The organism is Acidovorax sp. LjRoot118 (assembly GCF_964253575.1).
Taxonomy (GTDB): domain Bacteria; phylum Pseudomonadota; class Gammaproteobacteria; order Burkholderiales; family Burkholderiaceae_C; genus Acidovorax.
In genome coordinates this window covers 3,364,670-3,388,649 of sequence record NZ_CAXURB020000001.1, presented here as the reverse complement: position 1 = coordinate 3,388,649, position 23,980 = coordinate 3,364,670, and the positions used below count along the sequence as shown (strand labels likewise).

22 protein-coding genes are annotated in these 23,980 nt (G+C 61.0%); 7 read left to right on the top strand and 15 right to left on the bottom strand.

Going from position 1 to position 23,980, the window contains the following annotated elements:
• Positions 1-18: 18 nt before the first annotated feature.
• The 7 genes from ACSQ9E_RS15950 to ACSQ9E_RS15920 all read right to left on the bottom strand — a co-directional run bounded on the left by ACSQ9E_RS15950 (position 19) and on the right by ACSQ9E_RS15920 (position 6,612).
• Positions 19-627: a hypothetical protein gene (locus ACSQ9E_RS15950; protein ID WP_436218438.1), complete on the bottom strand. Its 609-nt coding sequence runs from the start codon at positions 625-627 to the stop codon at positions 19-21.
• A 601-nt stretch (positions 628-1,228) separates the two neighbouring features.
• A complete protein-coding gene (locus ACSQ9E_RS15945) occupies positions 1,229-2,569 on the bottom strand; it encodes a hypothetical protein (protein WP_436218437.1) in 1,341 nt (446 codons plus the stop codon).
• A 48-nt stretch (positions 2,570-2,617) separates the two neighbouring features.
• Entirely contained in the window at positions 2,618-3,226 is a 609-nt protein-coding gene (locus tag ACSQ9E_RS15940; RefSeq protein WP_436218436.1) for a hypothetical protein, read from the bottom strand.
• A gap of 300 nt (positions 3,227-3,526) precedes the next feature.
• Positions 3,527-4,261: a formylglycine-generating enzyme family protein gene (locus ACSQ9E_RS15935; protein WP_436218435.1), complete on the bottom strand. Its 735-nt coding sequence runs from the start codon at positions 4,259-4,261 to the stop codon at positions 3,527-3,529.
• 189 nt (positions 4,262-4,450) lie between these two features.
• Positions 4,451-5,251, bottom strand: coding sequence for a formylglycine-generating enzyme family protein (locus tag ACSQ9E_RS15930; protein ID WP_436218434.1), 801 nt, complete (start codon positions 5,249-5,251; stop codon positions 4,451-4,453).
• Between the two features lie 57 nt (positions 5,252-5,308).
• On the bottom strand, positions 5,309-6,097 hold the full coding sequence (locus tag ACSQ9E_RS15925; RefSeq protein ID WP_436218433.1) for a DUF1266 domain-containing protein: 789 nt from the start codon (positions 6,095-6,097) through the stop codon (positions 5,309-5,311).
• A gap of 47 nt (positions 6,098-6,144) precedes the next feature.
• Complete coding sequence (locus ACSQ9E_RS15920) at positions 6,145-6,612, bottom strand: DUF3703 domain-containing protein (protein WP_436218432.1); 468 nt, start codon at positions 6,610-6,612, stop codon at positions 6,145-6,147.
• A 17-nt stretch (positions 6,613-6,629) separates the two neighbouring features.
• On the opposite strand from ACSQ9E_RS15920, the gene ACSQ9E_RS15915 reads away from it, so the two are divergent.
• Positions 6,630-7,487 carry a helix-turn-helix domain-containing protein gene (locus tag ACSQ9E_RS15915; protein WP_436218431.1) on the top strand — a complete coding sequence of 286 codons (858 nt, stop codon included), beginning with the start codon at positions 6,630-6,632 and terminating at the stop codon, positions 7,485-7,487.
• A 376-nt stretch (positions 7,488-7,863) separates the two neighbouring features.
• Here the strand turns inward: ACSQ9E_RS15915 and ACSQ9E_RS15910 are convergent, their stop codons facing one another.
• Together ACSQ9E_RS15910 and ACSQ9E_RS15905 are read right to left on the bottom strand one after the other, a co-directional pair.
• Entirely contained in the window at positions 7,864-8,202 is a 339-nt protein-coding gene (locus ACSQ9E_RS15910; RefSeq protein ID WP_436218430.1) for a hypothetical protein, read from the bottom strand.
• A 119-nt stretch (positions 8,203-8,321) separates the two neighbouring features.
• Entirely contained in the window at positions 8,322-8,789 is a 468-nt protein-coding gene (locus ACSQ9E_RS15905) for an Lrp/AsnC family transcriptional regulator (protein ID WP_305746736.1), read from the bottom strand.
• 169 nt (positions 8,790-8,958) lie between these two features.
• Between ACSQ9E_RS15905 and ACSQ9E_RS15900 the strand changes: the two genes are divergently transcribed.
• Positions 8,959-10,053, top strand: coding sequence for a saccharopine dehydrogenase C-terminal domain-containing protein (locus ACSQ9E_RS15900; protein WP_436218429.1), 1,095 nt, complete (start codon positions 8,959-8,961; stop codon positions 10,051-10,053).
• A gap of 124 nt (positions 10,054-10,177) precedes the next feature.
• On the opposite strand, the gene ACSQ9E_RS15895 is transcribed toward ACSQ9E_RS15900, so the two are convergent.
• Both ACSQ9E_RS15895 and ACSQ9E_RS15890 read right to left on the bottom strand, forming a co-directional pair.
• On the bottom strand, positions 10,178-11,593 hold the full coding sequence (locus tag ACSQ9E_RS15895; protein ID WP_057268105.1) for a leucine-rich repeat domain-containing protein: 1,416 nt from the start codon (positions 11,591-11,593) through the stop codon (positions 10,178-10,180).
• A 492-nt stretch (positions 11,594-12,085) separates the two neighbouring features.
• The gene (locus ACSQ9E_RS15890; protein WP_057202809.1) at positions 12,086-12,745 is read right to left on the bottom strand and encodes a GntR family transcriptional regulator; all 660 of its coding nucleotides are present in this window, start codon (positions 12,743-12,745) and stop codon (positions 12,086-12,088) included.
• Between the two features lie 35 nt (positions 12,746-12,780).
• Here ACSQ9E_RS15890 and ACSQ9E_RS15885 point away from each other — a divergent pair, with 35 nt between their 5' ends.
• Positions 12,781-14,373, top strand: a complete 1,593-nt coding sequence (locus tag ACSQ9E_RS15885) for a gamma-glutamyltransferase family protein (RefSeq protein ID WP_436218428.1) — start codon at positions 12,781-12,783, stop codon at positions 14,371-14,373.
• A gap of 131 nt (positions 14,374-14,504) precedes the next feature.
• Positions 14,505-15,464, top strand: coding sequence for a Bug family tripartite tricarboxylate transporter substrate binding protein (locus tag ACSQ9E_RS15880; RefSeq protein ID WP_436218427.1), 960 nt, complete (start codon positions 14,505-14,507; stop codon positions 15,462-15,464).
• A 106-nt stretch (positions 15,465-15,570) separates the two neighbouring features.
• Here the strand turns inward: ACSQ9E_RS15880 and ACSQ9E_RS15875 are convergent, their stop codons facing one another.
• The gene (locus ACSQ9E_RS15875) at positions 15,571-16,479 is read right to left on the bottom strand and encodes a LysR family transcriptional regulator (RefSeq protein ID WP_057268102.1); all 909 of its coding nucleotides are present in this window, start codon (positions 16,477-16,479) and stop codon (positions 15,571-15,573) included.
• A 137-nt stretch (positions 16,480-16,616) separates the two neighbouring features.
• Here ACSQ9E_RS15875 and ACSQ9E_RS15870 point away from each other — a divergent pair, with 137 nt between their 5' ends.
• The 3 genes from ACSQ9E_RS15870 (at position 16,617) to ACSQ9E_RS15860 (ending at position 18,957) form a co-directional block, all read left to right on the top strand.
• Positions 16,617-16,820, top strand: coding sequence for a tautomerase family protein (locus ACSQ9E_RS15870; RefSeq protein WP_057268101.1), 204 nt, complete (start codon positions 16,617-16,619; stop codon positions 16,818-16,820).
• A gap of 36 nt (positions 16,821-16,856) precedes the next feature.
• Entirely contained in the window at positions 16,857-17,843 is a 987-nt protein-coding gene (locus ACSQ9E_RS15865) for a zinc-binding alcohol dehydrogenase family protein (protein WP_436218426.1), read from the top strand.
• Between the two features lie 301 nt (positions 17,844-18,144).
• Complete coding sequence (locus tag ACSQ9E_RS15860; protein WP_436218425.1) at positions 18,145-18,957, top strand: hypothetical protein; 813 nt, start codon at positions 18,145-18,147, stop codon at positions 18,955-18,957.
• A 92-nt stretch (positions 18,958-19,049) separates the two neighbouring features.
• Here ACSQ9E_RS15860 and ACSQ9E_RS15855 read toward each other — a convergent pair whose 3' ends face one another.
• From ACSQ9E_RS15855 to ACSQ9E_RS15845, 3 genes are read right to left on the bottom strand one after another with little or no spacing between them, the layout of a single operon-like run.
• Positions 19,050-21,215, bottom strand: a complete 2,166-nt coding sequence (locus ACSQ9E_RS15855; RefSeq protein ID WP_436218424.1) for a response regulator — start codon at positions 21,213-21,215, stop codon at positions 19,050-19,052.
• A 13-nt stretch (positions 21,216-21,228) separates the two neighbouring features.
• On the bottom strand, positions 21,229-21,693 hold the full coding sequence (locus tag ACSQ9E_RS15850) for a response regulator (RefSeq protein WP_057268097.1): 465 nt from the start codon (positions 21,691-21,693) through the stop codon (positions 21,229-21,231).
• On the bottom strand, positions 21,693-23,945 hold the full coding sequence (locus ACSQ9E_RS15845; protein ID WP_436218423.1) for an ATP-binding protein: 2,253 nt from the start codon (positions 23,943-23,945) through the stop codon (positions 21,693-21,695). The genes ACSQ9E_RS15850 and ACSQ9E_RS15845 overlap by 1 nt, the downstream gene beginning before the upstream one ends.
• Positions 23,946-23,980: the final 35 nt, after the last annotated feature.

Sequence of the window (23,980 nt, the reverse complement as noted above, 5' to 3'; positions counted from 1 at the left end):
TTCAGTTAAAATGTATTTTCACAATTTCGTTCCGGCTTTGCCAATATCTTCAATGTATTTATTCAAATTTTTCTGCAGCTCTTCATCAGTCCCTTTGTAGAAAGCGCCCATGATAAAAGAACAACCTGCCATGATAAAACCAATGGTGTAGGCGATTAAAAATGCATGATTAAGCCCGCGCTCCAAACTTGTTCCCTTCATATCGGGAGCGGAGAAATAGAAATATGCCGCATAACACAGAATGGCTGAACCAATCACGACACCGGGCACCGGAAATGCCTTTCCAAACATGGCTCCACAGCAGGGTATCACAACGACAATTGCCATAAAGGCGAAAAATGCTTTCGAGAAACCTAGTACATAATGAAGAAATGCAAAAATCATCAGGAGAATAATGGCGGCCAGCGTCATTTGAAAAATAGCCCTCGAAAGAGAAGTTCGTTCACTCTCACCCGAGTCGCCATCAACCATTCTGGCATCTGAAGAACTTCTCTGCAGCAATTCGGATTTTGCGACTTCGCGGGCTATCGAGCTGAGCTCGCCATGCGCCAGTCGGTGTTCAATCTCTGCGGAATCCATTGCCTTGTACAGTTTCTGCAGGCTGGCTATTTTTTTGGGGTCAGTCATGATTATTTTAAGAATTTCAATGGCCGCTCAAGCCCCGACAGGGACACAACGACAGGGATCATGAACGCTTCTGGTGCGACGAACCCAAGCATCCTCGATCGCCCCTTGCACTGCGTGATTTTTCTCCTTGCGCGTCGAGGGCAGGTACCCGAAGTACCTTGTGGCGATACGCAGCCCGGTGGTGCAGACCATCCGGGAGCAGGCCAGGGATCCACCTGGGTGCCCTTGCCCCAAGCACCCGGTGCCTGGCCAATCAGTTCGTCTTCGCGAGGCGAAATCCTGTTTCGGCATGTCTGATTTGCGCTGCTTTGAAGTCGCGACTGTGGACGCTGGCAGAGCCCGCTCTCCAGTCCACCCGACCACCACGCACGGCGAGGAATTCGCATCGTTTGAGACCTCTCCCCGAATTCATGCACGCCCGCAGCAAAGTATCCGCATGGATCCCCCTTTGTCCGTGATCCGAAGCGCTTGATGGGATGGAGCAACTGACGCAGCCGCCTCAAACTCAATCGTATTTTTCAATCAAGCCTAGCAAGCCTTTATTGCCCTTGGGACGATTCTGAGACTGGCTTCGCGCGTCAGGCCAAGCCTTAATTTGCAACTATGGATATCGGCGGTAAAAGGATGATTCAGATCTAAAAATAACTTGATCCGTGCTATCAAATACAACGTATTCGATGCTTGCATTTTTAAACCGTTCTGCGCAAGTCTCGAAGTTATAAATTTTTCCATGTCCGGGTAGAATCTCTCCCCTATATCTCCATGAGATTGCGGGTGCCGGTGTGTCCTCAAATCCAATGTCGCAATGCTCCCAGGTACCGGCTACAGGCAGCACACGGGAGATTTGGACCTTAATCGGTTTATTTGATCGGTTTCCAATGAGAAAACCCGAACCACTTGGACTCACGCTGAGCATGGACGGGATGACACCTGGTGCGGCGTGAGGAGTTTGCATCTTCAAAGCAAAAATTTCCCCCAGTTCCTTAGGCGTGAATTGTTGTGCGCCTCCAGCAACTGCATTATGATTTTCAGCAGACGAACGGATGGCCAAGGCGTTTTTTTGATACTGTTCTGATTTTGCAGAGCTGATTTGCATTGGCAGCACAAAGCCAAAAAATGCAATTAAGAACGGCGTAAAGACAGCCATAACCCGTGCGACAGAAGGAAGTGGACGGGCTCCAACCATCACGAAAAAATAGCCCAGCGTTATACCCAATATAAGAGGAAATATTGTGATCAGCATAAACAGCGTACCACCAGCGCCCAAATCTGTCTTTGGTACGACATAGAGGTAATACCAGCGCACGAACATGGCTCCCCACAATCCGCCAGCAACAAGCCCTATGATGTGCAACACACCCTTAAACGGTTGCGGATCATTTTCAACCATCAATTTCTTGTGGACACCAGCTGATCTAGAATGATTGTGCTCAGATCTATTTTGTGGTTGTGATTTTGTAAGTTTTGATAGCAAGATTGCTATGGCAATAAATAACCCTGCTACGTAATACAGTCCTTGATAAAGGTTTCTGTCTTGCTTCAAGTGATCTTCTGGTTTTTCAATTACAACTCCGTTGAGTTCTAACCCCCAGACACTGCCTTGCAAGCCGGCACCTTGATAGGTCACTTTGACAATTGAATCCTTGGGTGCGTTATTTATTTTATCAAGTCGGTCCTGCTCATAAACTAATTTGAAGGTAATGTCAGAACCAAAAACCGTCAAAGATATTTGCGGCGGGCTGCCCGATCTGTACGCACCACGAAGTGGGTTGCCAGTGCTAGGGTTGCCCGGGTGGTAATATGCGTGCTTAATACGTCCAGTAACAACTTTGAGTTCGTTTAAGTTACTAGGCGTGGCAATGAAAATAAAATTGGCTAGCATGAACGCAATAAAACTAATTATCAGGAATGCGACAAAGAAAAATCGTTTAATGCTAGCCATATGCTAAATATTTAGTCTGATAAAATCACTCTCTTGGACTGCATAATCCTAATGCAATCTCCGAACAGCTTCAGTCATATCGTCAACGTATTCATTCAATTTATCGTCAAGCTCATCATCAGTACCTTTGAAAAATGCGCCCATCAAGAAAAAAGAACCTAGTATGACGTATCCCATGGTGTACACCGCCAAAAAAACATGAGTCAGCCCGCGTTCTAGGTGATCTCCTTTAATTTCGGTGGAAAAATAGAAGTATGCTCCATAAAAAATAATGGCTGCACCAATTAAACCACCAAATCTCGGAAAGGACTTTCCAAACATTGCAGCGATGCAGGGTAAAACAAATACAACGAAGATAGCAACGAAAACGCCGTTTGACCATCCCATTACAATCCGCAGGAATGCATAGCCAAGAAAAATAATCAAAGCAGCAAGCGAAAGTTGGAATAATACACCTGAGTCTGAAGTATTCGGAATCTTAGCCGCCTCGGAATCAACACCGCTGGCATAAGCAGCACTCCTTCGCTGCAGCTCCGACTTTGCAACTTCGCGGGCTATTGGACTCAGCTCACCATGTGCCAGCCGATATTCAATTTCAGCGGAATCCATTGCTTGATAGATTTTTTCCAGGCTGGCTATTTTTTTGGGATCGGTCATAAATTTTCAAGAATTCCAATGGCCGCTCGAACCCTGACATTGACACAATGACATGGAGACTGCAAGCCATCCGAGGCGACGACCTCCAGCATCCTTGATCTTCCCTTGCATGGGCTGATTTTTCAGCTTGCGCGTCGCGGACGGGTACCTGGAGTAGCCTGTGGCGATACGCAGCCAGGTGATGCAGGACCACCCGAGAGCCTCGCCATCACCTTCCGGCAGGGTCTTGCTCGCCCAGGGCGCGCAAAGGGCCAGTCTTGATCCCAGGCGCCCCTGTACATGCCCCCAATGCTCAACCGATCAGTTCGTTCGCGCGAGGCGAAATCCTGTTTCAGGATGCCAAGCCCTAGGGAATCTGGAGTCGCGGTATGTTGCTGTTGCGCGGTTACGCCACTGCTCGACCGAACCGCCGCGTACAACGATGAATTTGCACCTGTTGAGCCCTCTCCCCTGTGCTCGATCGTTTGGACCCTTCTCCCGTGCGCTGCCATCAGTTGGCGCACCCTCATACGTTTGTTGCCAGCAGTCCGCCGTCCATTCTTCTGCATTGCCTGACATGTCGTAGAGCCCGAAAGCGTTGGGCCTTTTCTTCGCAACGGGGTGGATCTTCTGTCCGCTGTTCTCCCTGTGCCAGCCTATCGGATCAATATCATTTCCACCGCAATACATATCCGTGCTATTGCCCGCCCGGCAGGCGTATTCCCACTCGGACTCTGTAGGTAAGCGATACCCCGGCCCATCAACACGATTTAGCCATTCGATAAAATCGTCTATCTCCTGGCCATCAATATACCGTACCGGAGCATCATCACTAACACTGTTATGTTTTAGAAAACCAGTGTCATTTAGCTTCTTTTCGCCTTCCCGTCCAATTGATGAAAGAAATTTTTTGTATTGAAAGACAGTGACTTCCGTCTTGCCCATCTGAAAGGAGGGCACATCAACTGCATGTGTCGGTATTGCAGGCCGTCCTGTTTTCTTGGCCGACTCCGCATCATCACCCATCATGAACGTGCCACTGGGCAAAGAGATCATAGTAATTCCAATACTATTTGTCACTTCCGGCAGCTTCGGCTGTTTTGGTCTGGCTGGCTTGCAGGCTGCGAGACCAATCACAAGGATTATGAGCGATGCTCGCAAATAAAACCGATGGATTGATCGCGTGTGGAGCGCATGGTTCGTCATAAAAAAGCAAATGGATAATTGACTAGCGTGGACATTGGCTCAAGGTATCTTGACCAGTCGAACACCTTTGTCCATGAAATTGGGAGCGTCCATGTCCTTCTCGATGGACATGCGAAAGGTGGCCTTGGTACTATCGTGCGACCGAGTTGCGCCCCCCCTGAACATCCGGGCATGGCAGTAGCCGCCGTCAATCCAGGCACTCCCATCGTTTGGTGCGCCGACGTAGTTCCCATGCCAGCAATCCTGAACGTACTCATTGGCATTGCCCATCATGTCGAACAGTCCCCAGGCGTTGGGTTTTTTGCGGCCAACAGGCTGTGGACCGTAGGTGTAACCCCCCATCCATGCCAACTCCATGAAATCGCCATCGCCGCAATACTCCTTGTGCCTGCCACCTGCCAAACAGGCATACTCCCACTCAGATTCACTCGGTAGCCTGAATCGATTCGCAGTGAGTACTGCAAATTTTTCAGCCAAAAGTTCGGCATCTTCGCGATAAAGGTTGACTACCGCTCGATCAGGCCCCAAATAAGTATTGCACTTCACAGCGCATGGATTCTTGCCAACTATCTTTTCATACTCAGCTTGCGTAACTTCATATTTACCGAGATAGAAGCCTTTCAAGCAAACTTCATGAACTGGCTTTTGATCATCCCTGCTCTTGTCAGATCCCATGTTGAAGCACCCGCTTGGCACCCACACAAATTGCATCCCGGTCGTCGCTTCTGTCCAAATCGTTCCTGCAGCCGGTTCAAATAACTTCTTTTCCCCATCAGAATACTTGACAGCAGCGACTGTCAAGATTAACAAAAATAGCCCACCAGCCAATACACGCAACATGCGTTATCCTTTAACTCAAGAAATTCCACGTCCGGATGACAGAGCCGAATGATCGGTTCATGCAACCTCAAAATCCGCTCGACCGGCAAGGCCGGCCAGGGGTGTTCGCCATGGGCGGCGCGACCAAACGCTGTCGGGACTGTGGACAAGGTTTTGCACGCTGCTCTGCCGTTCCCGGATGGCTTGCACCTCTGGTTTCCAGGCGGCAAATCCCAGCAGGTAACTCAAGCCCAGGCTGCTCCAGCCATTGAATTCTTGCTGCGCACGCTGGGCAGCAGTGAGAGCCAGCTCGCGGGCCTCCGGCAACGTGATCCAGTCTGCCAACCAGGCAAAGGAGATTACGCCTTGGGCACGGGTCAAATCCCAGCCTTTGACACCATGCACTCGCAAGAACTCACGGTTATCCAGCACCATGCGGCCAAACACCCAAAGTTCATCGTCCAGCAAGCTGCGCACTTCGGCCTCGGATTTATCAAGCATCGGAACCCAGTTTTTCTCAAAATTGGCCTGCCCCATCCTCATGTTGTTCAGGTTATCAATGGCTTTCAGGGCGTCTTCGCGGTTATGGACACCCCACCATTCCCGCAGCACGTCCCTAGATTCCTCATAGAGTCGAGGTGATTTTTCTCGGCCTGCATAAATATCGTTGCTAACGCCATTTCTTTCGTTCAGCACGGCGTTCATGCTCCAAGCCCAAAGCAATGGCGGATCATCTTTTTCGCGGATCAGTCGTTGCTTGGCTCCTGGCCTCAAACGCTGCAGGCGAGGGCGATTTTCTTTGTCCTTGGGCTGAGCGCTTGCCCAGGGGGCGGCAGAAGCCGCGCCTGCGGCGATCAGTGTAGTCATAAGGGTTCTGCGATCCATAGTTACCTCAGCTATCAATCTGTATTTCTTCAAGCATTGATGCTTAAAAGCGTGGATGCGAACGCCATCAGCGCGGCGAGGGCCAGCAGCCCGAGCCTTAGAAGAACATGTCGCCATATGCTGTCGTTCACGAAGTAAACCGCCAGGTCTTGCGACATCGGGACGGGACGAAGCGGGCTCACGCTGGCCAGCCCAGGATTGCCGACAGGAACCCAGCCCACGAGCCATGCCGGGAGGGCAAACAGAAGCCGACGCAGTTGGCCCAATAATTCGAACTTGTCACCCCGCGTCCATGCCATGCGCATCATCCAGGCATGGCTGGTTACATGGGGGATGAGGTAACGTTGGCCCAGGATGTGGGCGCGAACCACATGCCGCAAAGCAGCCTTTTCATCGCAGGCCAGCAAGGCGGATTTCATCATCGCGATTTCATGCCGATAGGCCAGCCGTGCTGACCTGAACCTGGGCACTGCGGGGGCATGATGAATGTCAGTCATGAGGAAGGATTGGATCAGTGCAACCCGCCCAAGTCTTGAACAAACCGGCTACCGCCGCCCATGATCCCCAGGGCATGGGCGTTCGCCCCCACGAAGGATTCGCTGATGCTGGCGACAACGTCAAGGTCCCAGAGCAGGCCGGCGTGCCCTTGCTGTGCCTCGGCCGTGGGTGGGGTACGTACTTGGGGCCTGTTCAGCAAAACAGGCCGCACAGCCATCATCTGATTCAGATCGCCTGGTCGCCGTCCACTGCTTTTGAGTTGAGTGCTGGAGACTACAAGGTGCGAGGCATGGGCCATGTGGTGGACGCCGGTGCGTCTCACTGCATGCAATCCGCCGAACCGGTTCGGCTGCTGTTCCTCGATCCAGCGATGCCGATTGCGCGTGGCTGGCGTGCGATTTCAGGCGGAAACGTTTGCGAGTTGGATCCCGTCCAGGTGCAGCAGCTGGAAACTCGCCTGCAGCAATGGATTCACGCAAAAGCAGACGATTCCAACGATCCACCTTTGGCAGGAACTCGCGAACAAGCACTGGCTGAATGGCTCAGCGCAAAGCTGGACCAACCACTGCGCGCGTGCGATGCTGCGCAAGTCCTTGGATTGTCGGAGGGGCGCTTTCTGCACTGGTTCACGCAGGTGCATGGTTTGCCTTTTCGACCCTATGTACGATGGCTCAGGCTTCAAAAAGCCCTTCGGTGTCTCGCCGAGGGAGCCACTCTGACCGAGGCTGCATATGCGTCGGGTTTTTCTGACAGCGCTCATCTGAGTCGCAGCTTTGCGGCGAGCTTCGGCATCGCGCCACGAGGCCTTCAGCGTGTGAGGATTCGGTTGTCCAAGTCGGCTGGGCCCGATGTGGCGGGGGTCCTGACGCCTTAGGCGGGCCAACACAGGCCAACGACGCGGGCTGCATTTGGGCATTACCGCTGGTCTTGCTGTTCAGATGGCCTGGAATACGCAGGCGGCGAAGCGGTGTTGTGCAATCAGCCCTTGCGCGGCGCCTCGCTCCATCTGCCCGGGGCGCCAACAGCGGCGACATCTTCACGAACCGGCCCAAGGCGCTTTCGATCAGCCCGTCGGCCTTGGGCATGACGAGTCCGTGCAACGGCACCCAGATCACCGAATCGCATCATACGAATTTGCCTTCAACCGTATAACGTCGTTGAGTCGCCTTGCCGTGCTGAAGCACTGTCTGCGGCCCCCCGCCTAGTTATCCGATTGCATGCAAATCCGTATCAAGCGCCAGCGCGGGCAGTCAAGCCATGCTGAAATGCGCTTGCAGCAGCTGCTCTTGCAGCGACGGCAATGCCTTGTCGGCCTGAACGTCAAGCGCCACCGTAGCGCCGCCATGCCAGGCCAGCGCGCCCCGCCTGGCGTCGAACCACAGGCTGGCCTCTTCAAACTCGCGCTGCTGGCGGGGCCCGGTGGCTGCCATGCTGACAAAGCGCAGCGGTATGACCTTGGCCGTGCTGATCCACGCCCACTGGTAAACCTGATCCTTCGGTGCATCAGCGGCCATGCCGAGCCGTTTGACTTCGGTCAGCCAGCCGTGGGGGGAGACGAACAGGTAGAGAATTTTGAAGTTCGGCGACATGCTGCGATTGTCTGCGCCACCCGGCTTTGGCCATGCGCATGCGCGTTCAAATCCCCTGCGGAAGGGCGCTGGCCCCATGCCAATCTCCACCACCGGCGAGCCTCGCTCCAGGCATGGCCCTAGCCACCTCTGTCGATGCGAAGGGCGAGAATGACCGAGGTGTTTGTCCTGGTGACTCCCTCGATCTCCCCAATTTGATCCAGCAGCACGTCAAGCCGCGCCGTGTTGTCTGCCCGAAGGGTGGCCATGTAGTCAAACTCGCCGCTGACCGACGCGAGCTGCAGCAACTCGGGAAACTTCGTCAGCTCCCTGATGACTTCCCTGCCGGCCTTGGGCTGCACCACGATCCCCACGAATGCCTGCACGCCCCGTGCGACTGCTTCGCCTCCCAGGCGCACGGAGTAACCGCCGATGAGGCCGTTGGCCTCGAGTTTTGCAAGGCGTGCCACCACGGTTGTCCTGGCCACGCCGAGCCTGCGGGCCAGGTTGGCGGTGCTCTCACGCGCGTTGGCCTGCAGCAGCGCAATCAGCTCCCGATCGAACTTGTCGCGCAGCAGTGTTTCGGGAAGGTTGGTCGGCGCGTTCATGGTGAGGGACAAAAGCCAAAAGGTATGACAAGGTGACGATTCGGCAGCATTGTCTGCCATTGCGGCGAAAATTGGTGCCATTTCGTCGAACTCATGCTTTTTTTCGTCATGGGGTTTCGGAACACTGGGTGGGTCTCCATACCCCAGTACCGTTCTGAAGGAAATTTGCATGAAAGTAGCTCTGCTCGGCGCAGGCCACATCGGCCAGACCATTGCCCAACTGCTGCACGCCAGTGGCGACTTTGCGTTGACGGTCTTCGACCGCGACCAGGCAGCATTGGATCGGTTGGCCCAAAAGGGCATCCGAACAACGTGCATCGACACATCAAGTGCCGAAGAACTCGCAAATGCCCTGGACGGGCACACCGCAGTGGTCAATGCGCTCCCGTACCACCTGGCAATTTCTGCTGCCCAGGCGGCCTTGCGCGCCCGTTGCCACTACTTCGATCTGACGGAGGACGTGGCGGCAACCCAGGAAATCAAGCGCCTCGCACAGGACGCCGAGACTGCGTTCATGCCGCAGTGCGGCCTTGCCCCGGGCTTCATCGGGATAGTGGCGCACCACCTTGCCAGCGGCTTTGAGGCCCTGCACGACGTGAAGATGCGCGTGGGCGCGCTGCCGGCTTTTCCCACGAATGCGCTCAAGTACAACCTGACGTGGAGCGTGGATGGCCTGATCAATGAGTACTGCCATCCGTGCGAGGCCATACACGATGGTCGGGTGATCTCGGCCCTGCCGCTGGAGGGGCTGGAGCACTTTTCGCTGGACGGGGTGGAGTACGAAGCCTTCAACACGTCTGGTGGCCTGGGAACCTTGTGCGAGACGTGGGACGGAAAGCTGCGCAACCTCGACTACAAGACGGTGCGCTACCCAGGGCATCGCGCGTTGATGCAATTTCTGCTGGACGAGCTGCAACTCAAGAGCGACCAGGACACGCTCAAGACCGTTCTTCGGCGCAGCATGCCCGCCACCATGCAGGACGTGGTGCTGGTGTTCGTCACCGTCTCAGGCACCAAGAACGGCTCGCTCGTGCAGGAGGTATTCGCGCGCAAGATCTTCGCCGAGCGTGATGGTGCGTACCCGTTGTCCGCCATCCAGATCACAACCGCTGCGGGGATCTGTGCGGCCCTGGACCTGTTTCGGGAACAGAAGCTGCCCCAGCGCGGGTTCATTCGCCAGGAGCAAGTGGCCCTCCCGGACTTCCTGGCCAATCGCTTTGGCCGGGCGTATCAGCAGTACCGCCAGGTTGAATCGATTGGCTGAAGGGCCTTAGAGCCTGTTGTACGCTGAACCAGCTGCAGCACCTACCTCACGTATCCTGCATTTCGGCTGGTAGCCGCTGCATAGCGCGCAAAGTGCTACCCCAGCGTTTTTCGAGACCGACGGTTCAGATCTTTTTCCGCCCCAAGCGCTCAAGCGTTGCTTCGTACGCTTGCACCACGTCAGGCCGGTCATCGGCGGCGGCGTCGAATCGGCTGGCTAGAACCGCTGCGTCGGCCTTAGTGCCCAGTTGGCCGATGGCCTTGAAGATCTTCTTCATGAAGGCCGCGTCGCCGCCGATGATGCGCCCCTCAAAGCGCAGCAGGTCCATGATGGGCTCCACCAACTGCGCAGACTTGGTCTTTCCCACCATGTCGAGCAGGTTTTTGTAGAGGTACAGGTGGTTCTCGGAGAAGCCTTCGCGCTCGTTGAAGAAGGCAAGAAACAGGTCGGTGCAGGCCGGGCTGGCGATACCCGACAGGACGCACATGATGATCTCGTGCTCGTTCTTCATCTTGCCGACGTAGAACTCGTCCTGGTAGGTGGGCCGAGCCAGCGCCGTGTAGAAGCACTCGGTCATCGGCGCGATGGTGCGTTCGCCGTACCCACAGAGCACGTGCACCACCAGGTCCGACACATCATCGTCCGGGCGCAGCCCCTTGGCGACCATGGCGTGGAAGGCGCCCTGCGCCGGGTGCGCCAGTGCGCCGCGCAGGGTCGCTGCGTCGCAACGCCGGTCCACCAGACTGGCGAAGGCTTGGCCCAGCAGCGCCAGGTCGGTGATCGCGTAGAGCGCTGGCCAATCATTTTTCGCCATCAGGTCGGCCACGCGGCGCGGCGCCTTGTCGTCCTCTGCGATGGGCTCCCCCCTGGGCCATTCATCCTGCTTCAGCCGCAGGGCGATCTGTTCCTCGCGGTGCTGTGGGTCGGCATAGAAGCGGGTGAACTTTCTGCCTGCCAGCGGCGCCAGGCTGGTGATGGGATTGTCCTGCACGTCCAGGTCCACCACGGCCGGGCATGCGGCCAACGGGGACAGATCGGTGATCTGGTTGCGGCTCAGCTGCAGCGAGGCCAGGCCGGGGTAGCTCTGCACAAAGCCCAGGTCCGCGATGCCGTTGCCCGACAGAAACAGCGCCTCGAGTTGCGGCAGGTCCAGCCCCGCAGGAAAAGCCGCCAGCTTGTTATCGTACAGAAACAGGTGGCTCAACACCTTGAAGCCGTTGAGCGCATCGAAGTTGGAGAACTTGCAATTGTCGATGATCAGCGTCTGCAGGCGGGGCAGCGCCCGCAGCGCCTCCAGGTTCGTGAATTTCAGCCCCTCCAGCTCCAGCTTGCACAGGCTGGTGATGTGGGCGATGCGCGCCAGGTCCAAGGGCTCTTTCATCTTGCTGCGGTCCAGCTTCAGTTCGAGCACATCGTCGCAGTCGGCAATCTGGTCCAGGTCCTCACTGGTGAAGCGCTCCAGGCGCAGGCCCCTGGAGTGGTTGAGTACGTTGGCGCGGGAGTGGAGCCAGTCGGTCCACTTGGATTTGAGCTTGGACATAGTGTTGGGGCTGGGATGTACGTGATGGGGTGGGCAAAGGTGCGGATTGCCTTGGCGCGGTGCCTGACCCCGCATGCGGGAACGGCTTTTGCGCAGTTTTTCCGGCATCACCCACAGTGCACTGGTGGCGAGCTTCACGGATCATAAGACGCGCCCTCGCAGGCGCACTGGACGGATTGTCCAGTGGCGCTGTCACCCATAGATAGCCGAGGTCTAGCCGCCTGCCGCAGCTTTCGGTGAATATGACATGGGCAGCCGCTTGCGATAACGAGGTGCGGTGACTTGGATCAGCCTAGTCTGGTTTGGTGATAGATCATGTCCGGTGCACGCCGCGGCATGCACCCGCGCTTGGGAGGGCGCACGCCCCGCGCATTCAGCCCTTCGGTTCCTATCTTGACTGCAGGGAAGTCCGAGCGGCATTGCGCGTCCGCGCCTGCTTACAGCCAAGGCGAGAAAGCGTAAGACTGTATCCAATTCATCGCCAAATGCTGGTTATGTGCGCATGAGCTTGGCGAGCGTTACCAGCGTGCTGCTGACGTGCTCGCGGACCACTGCTTCGATCAATTCCGGGCGCTTGCGGCGCAGCGCGTCGATGATGAAGCCGTGCTCCTCGCGGCTCGGCCTGGGCTTGTAGGTTGACTGCAGCCACAACCGCATATGGGGTTCGATGCACACGTGCAGCGCCGCAATCTGCGCCACCAGCCGCGGGCGGGCGCTCAGGCCGCACAGGTACAAATGGAAGTCACGGTGCTCGGTGACCCACGCGGAAAGATCTTCTGCGCACCGGTCCATGGCGTCCAGCCGTCGCTCCAGTTCATCGATGTCTGCAGGGCCGATCCGGTCCAGCGCGGCGGTTGCTGCCAGACCTTCGAGCACCGCACGCATTTCGAACACCTCGATCGCCTCCTGGTGGTTCAGGCCGCGCACCACCGCACCGCGGTTGGGGCGGATGGTCAGCAGTTCTTGCGTCGCAAGGCGCCGGAACGCTTCGCGCACCGGCATTCGGCTCATCCCCAGTTGCGATGCAATCTCCTCGGGCACCAAGCGGTCGCCCGCCTTGAACTGGCCCATGCGGATTCCGTTGAGAAGGAAGCGATAGGCTTCTTCCTCGGCCGTTGCGGGGCTGGAAAAGGGTGTGAGCATGATGGCCATTCACTTTGATTGGATACACGAATATACTTTGGGGCATGCAGCCCCTTGACTGGTCGTTCCCCTATACCTCGCAAAAGATGCCACTGCTCGCGGCCAATGCCGTGAGCGCCAGCCAGCCTTTGGGGGCGCAGGCCGGCCTGAGTATGCTGTACCAGGGGGGCAACGCCATCGATAGCGCGCTTGCCTGCGCTATTGCGCTGACGGTGGTCGAACCCGTCATGAACGGGATTGGCGGCGACATGTTCGTGCTGGTGTGGCATGAAGGCAGGTTGCATGGTTTGAACTCCAGCGGAGGCGCGCCCTCGCTCTGGACGCCGCAGTATTTTGACGGGCATGACAAGATGCCGGAGAAGGGCTGGGGTTCGGTGACTGTGCCGGGCCAGGTTGCGGGTTGGAAGGCGCTGTCGGATCGCTTTGGCAAGCTGCCCTTTGCGCGCCTGTTCGAACCGGCCATTCGGTATGCGCAGGAAGGCTTCATGGTGTCGCCGCAAATTGCGAGGCAGTGGGCCAACCAGGTTCCACGGTATATCGACCAACCGGGCTTTCGCGACGCGTTCACATGGGAAGGGCGTGCTCCGCGCGCCGGTGAGCTTTGGCGCTTTCCGGCACAAGCCAGGACGCTGGAGCAGATTGCCGAGAGCGGCGGCGAGAGCTTCTACCGGGGCGAACTTGCCGAGAAGATCGAAGCATTTGCCAGGCAGTGCGGCGGTGCGCTGCGCGCAACCGATCTTGCGGCGCACCGGGCCGAATGGGTCGAGCCCATTGCGCAGTCGTTTCGCGGCTATACGCTGCACGAGATTCCGCCTAATGGCCAAGGGATCGCGGCACTGATGGCTTTGGGAATGCTGGACCACTTCGACCTGGCAGGGATGGGGGTAGACAGTGCCGACTACTACCACGTTGGCCTGGAGGCGATGAAGCTGGCCTTCGCCGACCTCAGCAAGTACGTTGCCGATGCCCCTGCCATGTCGCCCGTATCTGCTGCGCACTTGCTCGACGCTGCGTATCTGGCAGAGCGTGCGAAGCTCATCGACATGAAGCGCGCGGCCAATCCAGGCCCCGGCATGCCAAAGACCGGCGGCACGGTCTATCTCGCGTCAGCGGATGCGGCAGGCACCATGGTCTCTTACATCCAGTCGAATTACCACGGCTTTGGCTCCGGCGTGGTCGTTCCAGGCACCGGCATCAGTCTGCACAACCGCGGCGAAGACTTCAGCCTGGTCGCGGGCCATCCGAATATCGTCGCTCCAGGCAAGCGGCCACTGCACACCATCATCCCGGGTTTCATTACGCGCGATGGCGCACCCGTGATGGCCATGGGCGTCATGGGCGGCTCGATGCAGGCACAAGGGCATGTGCAGATGGTGACGCGGCTCGCCAGCTTTGGACAGAACCCGCAAGCGATGAGCGATGCTCCGCGGTTTCGCGTGGAGCCGGGCCCCACGGTCACGCTGGAATCGCATGTGCCTGGCGATGTGCCGGACTCGCTGCGCGCCCGTGGACACGAGGTCACCGTCGCGCAGCGCCAAAGCCTGGACTTCGGATCGGCCCAGCTGATCTACAAGGCAGAGCATGGGTACATCGCGGCATCCGACTCGCGTCGGGACGGACAGGCCGTTGGCTTTTAGCGTGAGCGGCCAAGGCGCATCACCCTTGCTGAAAAATCTGTCCTGATCGACGACGCCATGGCGTCTCCTTAACGCACTGAAATTCCTTTCCCCTCAACTGCAACAGCGCAACAAGCCAGGAGACACCCACAATGAAGCGACGAATCTTTTCCGCAGCAGCCGCAGCCTCGGCGCTCTCTCTGGGTTTGCCAGCATCTGGGCAAGACCGCACACTGAAGCTCATTGTCGGGTTTGCGCCCGGTGGCTCATCCGACCAACTGACGAGAATTCTTGCCGACAAGCTGCGCTCTTTGCTGGGGCAAAACGTCGTCGTCGAGAACAAGCCGGGCGCATCGGGACGGGTGTCCATGGCGGAGCTCAAGCGATTGCCGCCGGATGGGCAGACACTGGTCATGGCCACCAGTGGCACGCTGGTGGTGGCTCCCTGGCTTTATCCCAATCTGCCGTACGATGCCGTGAAGGACTTCACGCCCATCGCGCGTGCCGCGAGCTTCGACTTTGCGCTCACCATTGGCCCTGCAGGTCCCCAACGCGATATCAAACATGTGTTGGCCTGGATGAAAGCGAACCCCGACAAGGCGAACTTTGCCACGTCGGGCGCCGGCACACTGGGCCACTTCACGGGCGTGCTGCTTTCGCAGACCACTGGCGTCAATCTCACGCACATACCCTACAAAGGGGGCGCACCCGCGGCGCAAGACCTGGTAGCCGGGCTGCTGCCCATGATGGTGGACACAGCTTCTGAAACCCTGGAGCACCACAAGGCGGGCAGGGTGCGGATTGTCGCGGTGACTGGTCAAGAGCGCTCCAGCGCCTTGCCCGACGTGCCCACCTTGAAGGAAGCGGGGATCAACATGACTGCGGATGGGTACTTCGCTCTGTACGGCCCTGCGGGGATGCAGCCGGCAGTCGTGCAGCGCATCGAACGGGCCGTGGCCGAGGCGCTTCGCGCTCAGGATGCGCGGGACAAGATTGCCGCGCTGGGGCTGATGCCCGATTACCTGGATTCAGCGGGGCTCAAGAAGCTGCAAGCCGAGCAGCTCAAACGCTGGGAACAGCCGGTGAAGGCCTCAGGCTTCAAGCCAGACTGAGCGCAGGCTTCGGTCCGGGGGGCCAAACACCCCCGTCGTGGTACTGAAGCATTGAACGTGGGGCGGCTTTGCAGATGCTTGCGTTGCTGGTTCCCATGCACACGAATCAATTGAATCGCCCTTGCGCAGCGCAGGCCACCAGCCCGTCGACGATGTAGCGCACGCGGGGGCTGAGGTGGGCGCGTTGGGGCCAGATGGCGTGGATGTCGATCTGGCTGCCGGCGTACTGGTGCAGCACCAGGCGCAGGCGGCCGTCACCCACCTGGTCGCGCACCATCGATATGGGCAACTGGGCCAGCCCCAGCCCTTGCAGGGCGGCATCGACCATGGCCTCGCCGTCGCTGATCTGGTGGGTGGCCGGGGGGGTGATGCGCTTTTCTACCCCCTGGTCTCTGACGAACCAGACCATGGGCGGCCCGCGCAGGGCGCCGACGACGCAGCGGTGCCCGGCAATCTCGGCAAGGTGGGTGGGCTCGCCATGCTCGCGCAGGTAGCCTGGCGAGGCGCAGATCACACGCGGTTGGGTGGCCAGCCGGCGTGCGACCAGGTGGCCCGTGTCCTTCAGTGCGCCAAAGCGGATGGCGATGTCCACGTCGTCTGCCAGCAGGTCGCTGGTGGCGTCGGTGAAGGTCAGGCTCAGCTGCAGGCCGGGGTGGGGGCGGGCGATCTGCACCAGGGCCGGCAGCACCACGCGGCGCCCGAAGGCGACCGGCATGTCGATGTGCACCCGGCCCTTGAGCACCGGGTTGCCCGATGACAGCGTTGCCTGCGCGGCGGTGATCTCTTGCATGGCCGAAGTGCAGGCCGCAAGATAGGCCTCGCCATCGGCGGTGAGGCGTGTCAGCCGGGTGGTGCGGTGGAACAGCTTGGCGCCCAGGCGGTCCTCCAGCCGGGCAATGGACTTGCCCACCGCAGATTTGGTGAGGCCCAGGCGATCGGCGGCCTGCGTGAAGTTGTCGCTGTGGGCGGTGGTGACGAAGACCGTGATGCCGGCCAGAGGGTCGAGGTCTTGCATAGTAGATTTGGGTTCTACTCTGAGGGTAGAACGGGGTGACAATGGCAAAGTGGTTCTACTTTAGCATTGGGTCAGCAGTCTGAAGCGCCGCTCTTGGCCTTGAGGTTTTGCATTGAATCGATGTGAAGGAGTGGCACATGCCCGTCGTACGAGTGAGCTGGTTTGAAGGCAAGGACCACGCGCAAAAGCAGAAGGTGGCAGCGGAGATCACGCAGAGCATCGTGCGCAACACGGCCACCGACCCGAACTACATCTATGTGATTTTTGAAGACGTGAAGCCTGCGGACTGGGCGGGCGCAGGCAAACTGTTCGGCGCGCCTGCGCAAGGCACTGCCGGTTGAATGCAGCGGTGAAAGCCGGACGTTGAAGGAGCAGCCATGGCGACAGGGATGATGAAGGCGGTGGTCATGCACGCGCCGGGCGGGCCAGAGGTGCTGCGGGTGGAGCAGCGCCCCATCCCGCACGCGGGCCCAGGCCAGGTGCTGGTGCGCGTAGAAGCTTTCGGGCTGAACCGCTCGGAGCTGTTTACCCGGCAGGGGCACTCGCCTGGGGTCGCGTTCCCCCGCGTGCTGGGCATCGAGGCCGTTGGCACCGTGGCGCAGGCACCTGGGGGCGAGTTTGCGCAGGGGCAGATGGTGGCCACCGTCATGGGTGGCATGGGCCGGGCATTCGACGGGGGCTATGCGCAGTACACCGTGGTGCCCGCGGGCCAGGTGCGGGCGTTCACGTCGCCGCTGCCATGGGACACGCTGGGCGCGCTGCCGGAGATGCTGCAGACCGCCTGGGGTGCGCTGCTCCGCGGCCTGCGGCTGCGCGAGGGAGACCGGCTGCTGATTCGGGGCGGCACGACGTCGGTGGGCCTGGCAGCGGCTGCCATCGCACGCGCCCATGGTGCACAGGTGGCATCCACATCACGGCAGGCCCAGTCCAGGGCCCTGGTCGAAGCGGCCGGGGCGCAGCATTTCATCGCGGACGATGGCGCCATCGCCAACAAGGTTCAGGCCCTGTGGCCGGGCGGCGCCGACAAGGTGCTCGAACTGGTGGGCACCAGCACATTGAAAGACTCCCTGCGCGCAACCCGCGAGCCGGGCACCGTGTGCATGGCGGGCATGGTGGGCGACCAATGGTCGTTGGCCGACTTTGCGCCCATGGATGCCATTCCCACCGGCGTATCCCTGACCACGTATTCCGGCGACGTCTCGGACTTCATGGGCATGCCACTGCAAAAGCTTTTTGATGGCGTTGCCGCCGGTACGCTGCCGGTATCGATTGGGCGCGTGTTCAGCATCGACCAGATCGCTGAGGCCCACCGCGTGATGCAAGCCAACGAGGCGCAGGGCAAGATCGTCGTGCTGACGCGCTGAGGGCGTCTGAAAAAACTCTTCTGGCGTTCTGGCTGCGTCCTGTCGTTCTGCCTGCGACGCAAGGCCTTTTCTTTTCGCTGCAAGGTCGGCGAAAAGAGCCTTTCAAGCCTCCAGCGCGGTAGCGCCCATCCCGCAACGCCTGGCATCCAATCGGGTGACAGGCGTCACGTTCGGCGTGCAAAAAAAGCAGCGCAACCGGATGGTCCACGGCGAGAATAATTCCGGGCAGGCAGTCCGCGATCACCGTGTGCTGCCTGACCATCCTCGACAACTGCGAACCATACAACAAGGAGAAGATCGCATGTACTGGACACAACGAGTTATGCCACTGAAGGCGCTCAAGGCCCTCATGGCCTCTGCCACGCTCATGGGCCTCGCCGCCTGCGGCGGCGGGGGTGGTGACGACCCCATCGCTACGCCCTACGCCCTGGGCGGCACGGTGAGCGGCGTGCCCAGCGGCAAGCCCGTGGTGCTGAGCAGCGGCAGCGGTGAGGACCTGGCCGTGGCGGCCGATGGCAGCTTCACCTTCACCAAGCCGCTGGCCGATGGCGCGAAGTATTCGGTCGCCGTCAAGACGGCACCCCAGGGTTCGGGCTGCGTGGTGCGCAATGGCTCCGGCACCGTGGCCGGCGCCGCGGTGAACACGGTGGCGGTGCGCTGCGTGCCGCTGGCCATCCTGTCGGACGGCGCGTGGGAGCAGGACCGGTGCCAGCCACCGGCCAGTGGCAGCAGCGGCGTGCGCGATCTGTGGAACCTGTCGACCAACGCGACCAGCGGCCAGGTCACGGTCGGTGTGGGCACGGTGACCTACGGCAACGCGCAATGCGATGGCGTAGGTGTCGCCGCCACGGGTGCCTTGAGCCGTACCTTCTGGTTCCAGCCGGAACGCACCGAGGCCGGCGCAGGCCTGGCGGCCTTCTGGGGCAAGCGCCAGACCTTCCCGGGTGGGCTGTTGAACCCTGCGGTCTTCACCCCCGTGGTGCTGGTGCGCAAGGCCAACAACCTGTGCCTGCTGGAAGACACCGCCGTGCCATCGGCCTTCCCCAACGCTGCCAGCCTGGACACTGCCGTGAGCGCGGCGATTGCTGGCGGGCAGTGCTACACCCCGCGCTAAGGTAGAACGCGCGTGTGCTTGCCGGCCGTGGGTGCCGGCAGGTTAACCGCGCGGCATGGAATTGGCCCTGCGTGTGCAGACGCGGGCCACGCCTACCGCGCTTCGATGACCTCTTTGGCACGCCGCGCGAGGGCGTCCATCCCGAAAGGCTTGGTCATGACGTGCATGCCGGGCTCCAGATGGCTGGCGTCCAGTGCGGACTGTGCGTAGCCGGTCACGAACAGCACCTTGAGCCCGGGGCGCTGGCTGCGCGCGGCGTCGGCCACCTGGCGGCCGTTCATGCCGCCGGGCAGGCCCACATCGGTGATGAGCAGGTCGATGGGGCGGTCCGAGCGCAGCCAGTGCATGGCTTCGGTGCCGTCGCCGGCCTCCAGCGTGGCGTAGCCCAGGTCCTGCATGACCTCCACGATCAGCATGCGCAGTGACGCTTCGTCGTCCACCACCAGCACGGTCTGGCCCTGGTCGGCACGCGGCGGTGCGGCCGGGCGTTGCTCGGGCGGCGCCTGCTCTGGCATGCGCTCGCTGCGCGGCAGATCGATGCACACCGCAGTGCCCACACCCACCGTCGACTCGATGCTGACGCGCCCGCCGGATTGCTTGGCAAAACCATACACCATCGACAGACCCAGGCCCGTGCCCATGCCCAGCGGCTTGGTGGTGAAGAAGGGGTCGAAGGCCCTGGCCGCCACCTCGGGCGGCATGCCGGTGCCGTTGTCGCGCACGCACAGGGACACATAGCTGCCGGGCGTGAGGTCTGCGGCCTGGGCCGCGCGCGCATCCAGGGTGCGGTTGCCGGTTTCGATGACCATGCGCCCGCCCTCGGGCATGGCATCGCGCGCGTTGATGCACAAATTGAGCAAGGCACTTTCGAGCTGGCCGGCATCCACATGCACGTTCCACAGGCCGGGCGCAGCGATGACCTCGACATGGATCTCGGGGCCGACCGTGCGGCGCAGCAGCTCCTCCATGCCGTGCACGAGCTGGTCGAGCGCCAGGGTCTTGGGCTCCAGCGTCTGGCGGCGCGAGAAGGCCAGCAGGCGGTGGGTGAGCGATGCGGCGCGCTTGGCCGCACCCTGCGCCATGCCGATGTAGCGCTCCATGTCGGGGGTGAGGTTGGCGCCGCCACGCCGGCGCAGCAGCTCCAGCGCGCCGGTGATGGAGCCCAGCAGGTTGTTGAAGTCGTGCGCCAGACCGCCGGTGAGCTGGCCAACGGCTTCGAGCTTCTGGCTTTGGCGCAGCTGCTCCTTGGCCGCCTCCAGCTCTGCGGCGCGCTCTTCGACCTGGCGCTCCAGCGAGGCGGCAAACGCCTGCAGCGCGATCTGCGCCTCGCGCCGGCCCAGCACGGAGCGCAGGCGGTCGCCGACCTCGCGCACGAAGTCCACCTCGTCATCGGTCCACACACGGGGCTGGCTGTGGTTGAGGTACAGCAGCCCGACAAAATTGCCCTGCTCGCGCAGCGGCATGTTGAGCACGGCACGGGCCGATATGGCCTCCAGCGCGTGCGCGTTGCCCTGGGTGCGCGGGTCTTCGCGGGCGTCGGCGAAAGCCACGGTGATACCGCGCGCCAGGTCGTCGATGTAGGAGCCGTAGTCGCGAAACTGCAGCACCCCCGCAAGGGTCTGCACGCCGGGCGCGTTCCAGTCGCGTTCGATGGTGATGGTCTCGGCGGTCTTGTCCACCACCCCATAGCCTGCGCGGTCCACGTTGAAGTGGTGCGCCAGGGTTTGCGCCGCGGCATAGCCGATTTCGACCACGTCGTCCATGTCGCGGATGCGGTCGCTCAGCTGCACCAGGGCCAACTGCCGCTCTTGCGCTTGCACGATGGCTGCGTCTGCCTGCTGCAGGCGGCGCTCTGCCACGCCCAGGGTGCGCCGGCTGGCCGCTTCCTTGAGTGCGCGGTCCAGCACGAAGGGCAGGCGTTCCAGCCGGTTCTTGCTCACGTAGTCGGTGGCGCCGCGCTTGAGCAGCTCGACCGCGTTGTCTTCGCCGATCACGCCGGAGACAAAGATGAAGGGTACGTCGGGGGCGTGCCTGCGCACCAGCTCCAGGGCCGCACCACCTGAAAAGCCGGGCAGCTCGAAGTCGGACAGGACCACGTCGAAGCGCGTTTGCCCCAGCGCCTGGGTGAAGCTCGGGCCATCGCTCACGAGGGTGACGTCCGCGGCGGGCAGCGCGCTCTTGAGCGCTTCGGCGAGCAGTTCTGCGTCGAAGCGGGAGTCTTCCAGTACCAGCACGCGCAGGTGCGTCGTCGAGTCCATGGCAGGCAGCTGGCTACAGGGGCTCGCCACGGCGGCTGGCTTTGGAGGAGCCTGGTGGCGGCTCGTTGAGCACGGCCCAGAACACGCCCAGGTCGCCGATGGCAGAGACGAAGCGGTCGAAAGCCACCGGCTTGACGACGTAGGCGTTGACGCCCAGCTCATAGCTCTTGACGACGTCGTTTTCTTCCTGGGACGAGGTCAGCATCACCACCGGAAGGCTGCGCAGCGCCGGGTCGGCGCGCACGGCCTGCAGCACCTCCAGCCCATTGACCTTGGGCAGCTTGAGGTCCAGCAGGACCACGGCCGGGTTGCCCGCATCGCGCCCGGCAAAGTCGCCTTCGCGCCGCAGGTAGTCCAGGGCCTGCGCGCCGTCGCGCATGATCACGACCTCGTTGGCCAACTGGCTGCGCTCCAGCGCAATGAGGGTGAGTTCCAGATCACGCTTGTCGTCTTCGACCAGCAAAATGGGCTTTAGCATCAAAGGCTCCTGGGGGAGGGGTTGTTCCTGGATGGAGAGGGGGCGTCTGCCGCCGCGGCGGGCGCCACGCGCGGCAATATAAAGCCAAAGCGGGCGCCCTGGTCCGGCGTGCCTGAACCCCAGACGGTGCCGCCGTGGCGCTCGACAATGCGCTTGACGATGGCCAGGCCGATGCCCGTGCCCTCGAACTCGTCGGCCTGGTGCAGGCGCTGGAACACGCCGAACAGCTTGTTGGCGTACTCCATGTTGAAGCCCACGCCGTTGTCCTCGACCTCGATGCCGTCGCCCTCGGGCCTGCGCAGCGCGCGCACGCTGATGCGCGCGGGGTCGCGGCCACGCGAGTATTTGAGCGCGTTGCTCAGAAAGTTGCGCGTGGCCACCTGCAGCAGCAGCGGGTCGCCAAAGAGTTCGGGGTAGCTGGGCTCCAGCGCCCATTGCACATTGCGCCCGGGCTCCTGGCGCGACAGCTCGCGCACCAGCTCCTGCAGCAGCACCTGCATGTCGACGGGGCGCTGCTTGAGCGCGGCCCGTCCCATGCGCGAAAAATCCAGCAGCGCATCGACCAACTGGCCCGCGTAGGCGGCCGCGTCCTTGACGTTGCCCAGGTAGCGCAGGGCCCGTTCGGACAGCGCCTTTTTCTCCAGGTCGACCACCAGGTCCACATAGCCCGCAATGTGGCGCATGGGCGCGCGCAGGTCGTGCGACACGGTGTACGAGAAGGCTTCGAGCTCCTTGTTCACCCGCGTCAGCTCGTGGGCCACTTCCTCGAACTCTTCTGCGCGGCGCAGCACGATGCCGATGAGGGCCTGGCGCAGCTCGCCTGCCACGGCAACTTCCGCAGCCGACCAGGGCAGGCAGGCGCCGCGGATGCTTTCCTGCCAGCTGTCGAAGCTGCGCCGGGGGTGGATGCGGCCGTCTGCGGCCACCTGGTTCTTGCGCGGGTTGCCCGCCCAGGTGACGGTTTTGACGATCTCGGGCCGAAACCACAGGATCACGTGGCGGTGCACCTGGGAGATGGACACGGCCAGCACCCCGGCCGCCACGTCCTTGAAGCCCTGTGCCGGCGCATGGTCCTGCGCCAGCTGGTGGCTGTGGAACACCTCTGCGCCCAGCCCCTCGATCCAGTTGGCCAGGTCCATGACCGCCTGCTGCGGTGGCACCTCGCCCACGCTCCAGACCTCGTCGTCGCGCACCACCGCCACGCCGCTGGCGCGGGCAAACCGCAGCATGGCAGGTACCTGTGCCAGCAGGCTCAGCGTGCCATCGCTGTCGGACAGGTGCGAGACGATCTCCAGCGTGAGCTGGCGCAAGGCCAGTTGCTCTGCCACCTGGCCGGTCGCCTCCTTGGACTGGATCTGCAGGGCCAGCAATTGGCCCAGGTGCTCGCAGGCCAGCCGCGTGGCCACGCCGACGTGGCGCGGCGCATGGCCATGGCAGGACACCAGCCCCCACAGCCTGCCTTCGATGACGATGGACACCGACATGGACGACAGCGTGCCCATGTTGCGCATGTACTCCAGGTGGACTGGCGATACGCTGCGCAGCTGCGCCTGGGACAGGTCGATGTCCGAGGGCTGCAGTGCTGCGCCGTGGATGCGCAGCGGCACCGGCGTGTAGTTGGCGTCGGCAATCAGGCGAAACTGGTTGAGCACGTACAGTGCACGCGCCTGCAGGGGAATGTCGTCCGCCGGAAAGTGGTGGCCGGCATAGCTGTCGTAGCCCGGGTCCACGTCCTCGGCCAGCACCTGGCCGTGGCCCGCGTCGTCGAAGCGGTAGACCATGCACCGCCCGAAGCCTGTCAGGCGCTTCATTTCGGTGGCGGCCAGCTGGGCCAGCTGCTCGATGGAGCTTGCGGCCTGCAGGCGCGGCAGAAAGATGCGGGTGAGCGAGTAGATGGGGGCCCCGTTGCCATCGGCAGGCGCGGCGGGCTCGAACTCGGCCAGCAGGTGCCGGTCCGTGCAGTGGGCTGATACGTCCCACCGCTCGCCGGCCTGCGCTGCCCACACCCCCAGGGACACTGGCACCGCCCCAGGGGGATTGGCTGGCAGCGCGCTGCTTGTCAGGTGGGCCAGTGCCGCCTGCAGGCTGCCGTCGGGCCAATTGTCGCTGGAGGCAAGCAGTTGCCGCGTGGACGCATCGAGCACCAGCAAGCGGCCTTGGGGCTGAATGGCCCCAGGCACACGGATGGGCTCTGTGTGGCAGGAGAAAAGATCAGGGTCAGCGGTGGGCGGCAGGCCTGGGTTTGACGTCATGAACAAAGGTAGAACGGCCTGCGGCCGTGCGCAGG

Bases quoted from the DNA above. Each gene is read 5' to 3' on its own strand.
- ACSQ9E_RS15910 (WP_436218430.1), bottom strand. From the start codon at position 8,202: ATGTCGCCGAACTTCAAAATTCTCTACCTGTTCGTCTCCCCCCACGGC.
- ACSQ9E_RS15850 (WP_057268097.1), bottom strand. From the start codon at position 21,693: ATGCTAAAGCCCATTTTGCTGGTCGAAGACGACAAGCGTGATCTGGAA.
- ACSQ9E_RS15845 (WP_436218423.1), bottom strand. From the start codon at position 23,945: ATGACGTCAAACCCAGGCCTGCCGCCCACCGCTGACCCTGATCTTTTC.
- ACSQ9E_RS15885 (WP_436218428.1), top strand. From the start codon at position 12,781: ATGCAGCCCCTTGACTGGTCGTTCCCCTATACCTCGCAAAAGATGCCA.
- ACSQ9E_RS15895 (WP_057268105.1), bottom strand. From the start codon at position 11,593: ATGTCCAAGCTCAAATCCAAGTGGACCGACTGGCTCCACTCCCGCGCC.
- ACSQ9E_RS15935 (WP_436218435.1), bottom strand. From the start codon at position 4,261: ATGATCTCTTTGCCCAGTGGCACGTTCATGATGGGTGATGATGCGGAG.
- ACSQ9E_RS15865 (WP_436218426.1), top strand. From the start codon at position 16,857: ATGGCGACAGGGATGATGAAGGCGGTGGTCATGCACGCGCCGGGCGGG.
- ACSQ9E_RS15940 (WP_436218436.1), bottom strand. From the start codon at position 3,226: ATGACCGATCCCAAAAAAATAGCCAGCCTGGAAAAAATCTATCAAGCA.
- ACSQ9E_RS15875 (WP_057268102.1), bottom strand. From the start codon at position 16,479: ATGCAAGACCTCGACCCTCTGGCCGGCATCACGGTCTTCGTCACCACC.
- ACSQ9E_RS15925 (WP_436218433.1), bottom strand. From the start codon at position 6,097: ATGACTACACTGATCGCCGCAGGCGCGGCTTCTGCCGCCCCCTGGGCA.
- ACSQ9E_RS15855 (WP_436218424.1), bottom strand. From the start codon at position 21,215: ATGGACTCGACGACGCACCTGCGCGTGCTGGTACTGGAAGACTCCCGC.
- ACSQ9E_RS15920 (WP_436218432.1), bottom strand. From the start codon at position 6,612: ATGACTGACATTCATCATGCCCCCGCAGTGCCCAGGTTCAGGTCAGCA.
- ACSQ9E_RS15900 (WP_436218429.1), top strand. From the start codon at position 8,959: ATGAAAGTAGCTCTGCTCGGCGCAGGCCACATCGGCCAGACCATTGCC.
- ACSQ9E_RS15870 (WP_057268101.1), top strand. From the start codon at position 16,617: ATGCCCGTCGTACGAGTGAGCTGGTTTGAAGGCAAGGACCACGCGCAA.
- ACSQ9E_RS15860 (WP_436218425.1), top strand. From the start codon at position 18,145: ATGTACTGGACACAACGAGTTATGCCACTGAAGGCGCTCAAGGCCCTC.
- ACSQ9E_RS15890 (WP_057202809.1), bottom strand. From the start codon at position 12,745: ATGGCCATCATGCTCACACCCTTTTCCAGCCCCGCAACGGCCGAGGAA.
- ACSQ9E_RS15945 (WP_436218437.1), bottom strand. From the start codon at position 2,569: ATGGCTAGCATTAAACGATTTTTCTTTGTCGCATTCCTGATAATTAGT.
- ACSQ9E_RS15905 (WP_305746736.1), bottom strand. From the start codon at position 8,789: ATGAACGCGCCGACCAACCTTCCCGAAACACTGCTGCGCGACAAGTTC.
- ACSQ9E_RS15950 (WP_436218438.1), bottom strand. From the start codon at position 627: ATGACTGACCCCAAAAAAATAGCCAGCCTGCAGAAACTGTACAAGGCA.
- ACSQ9E_RS15880 (WP_436218427.1), top strand. From the start codon at position 14,505: ATGAAGCGACGAATCTTTTCCGCAGCAGCCGCAGCCTCGGCGCTCTCT.
- ACSQ9E_RS15930 (WP_436218434.1), bottom strand. From the start codon at position 5,251: ATGTTGCGTGTATTGGCTGGTGGGCTATTTTTGTTAATCTTGACAGTC.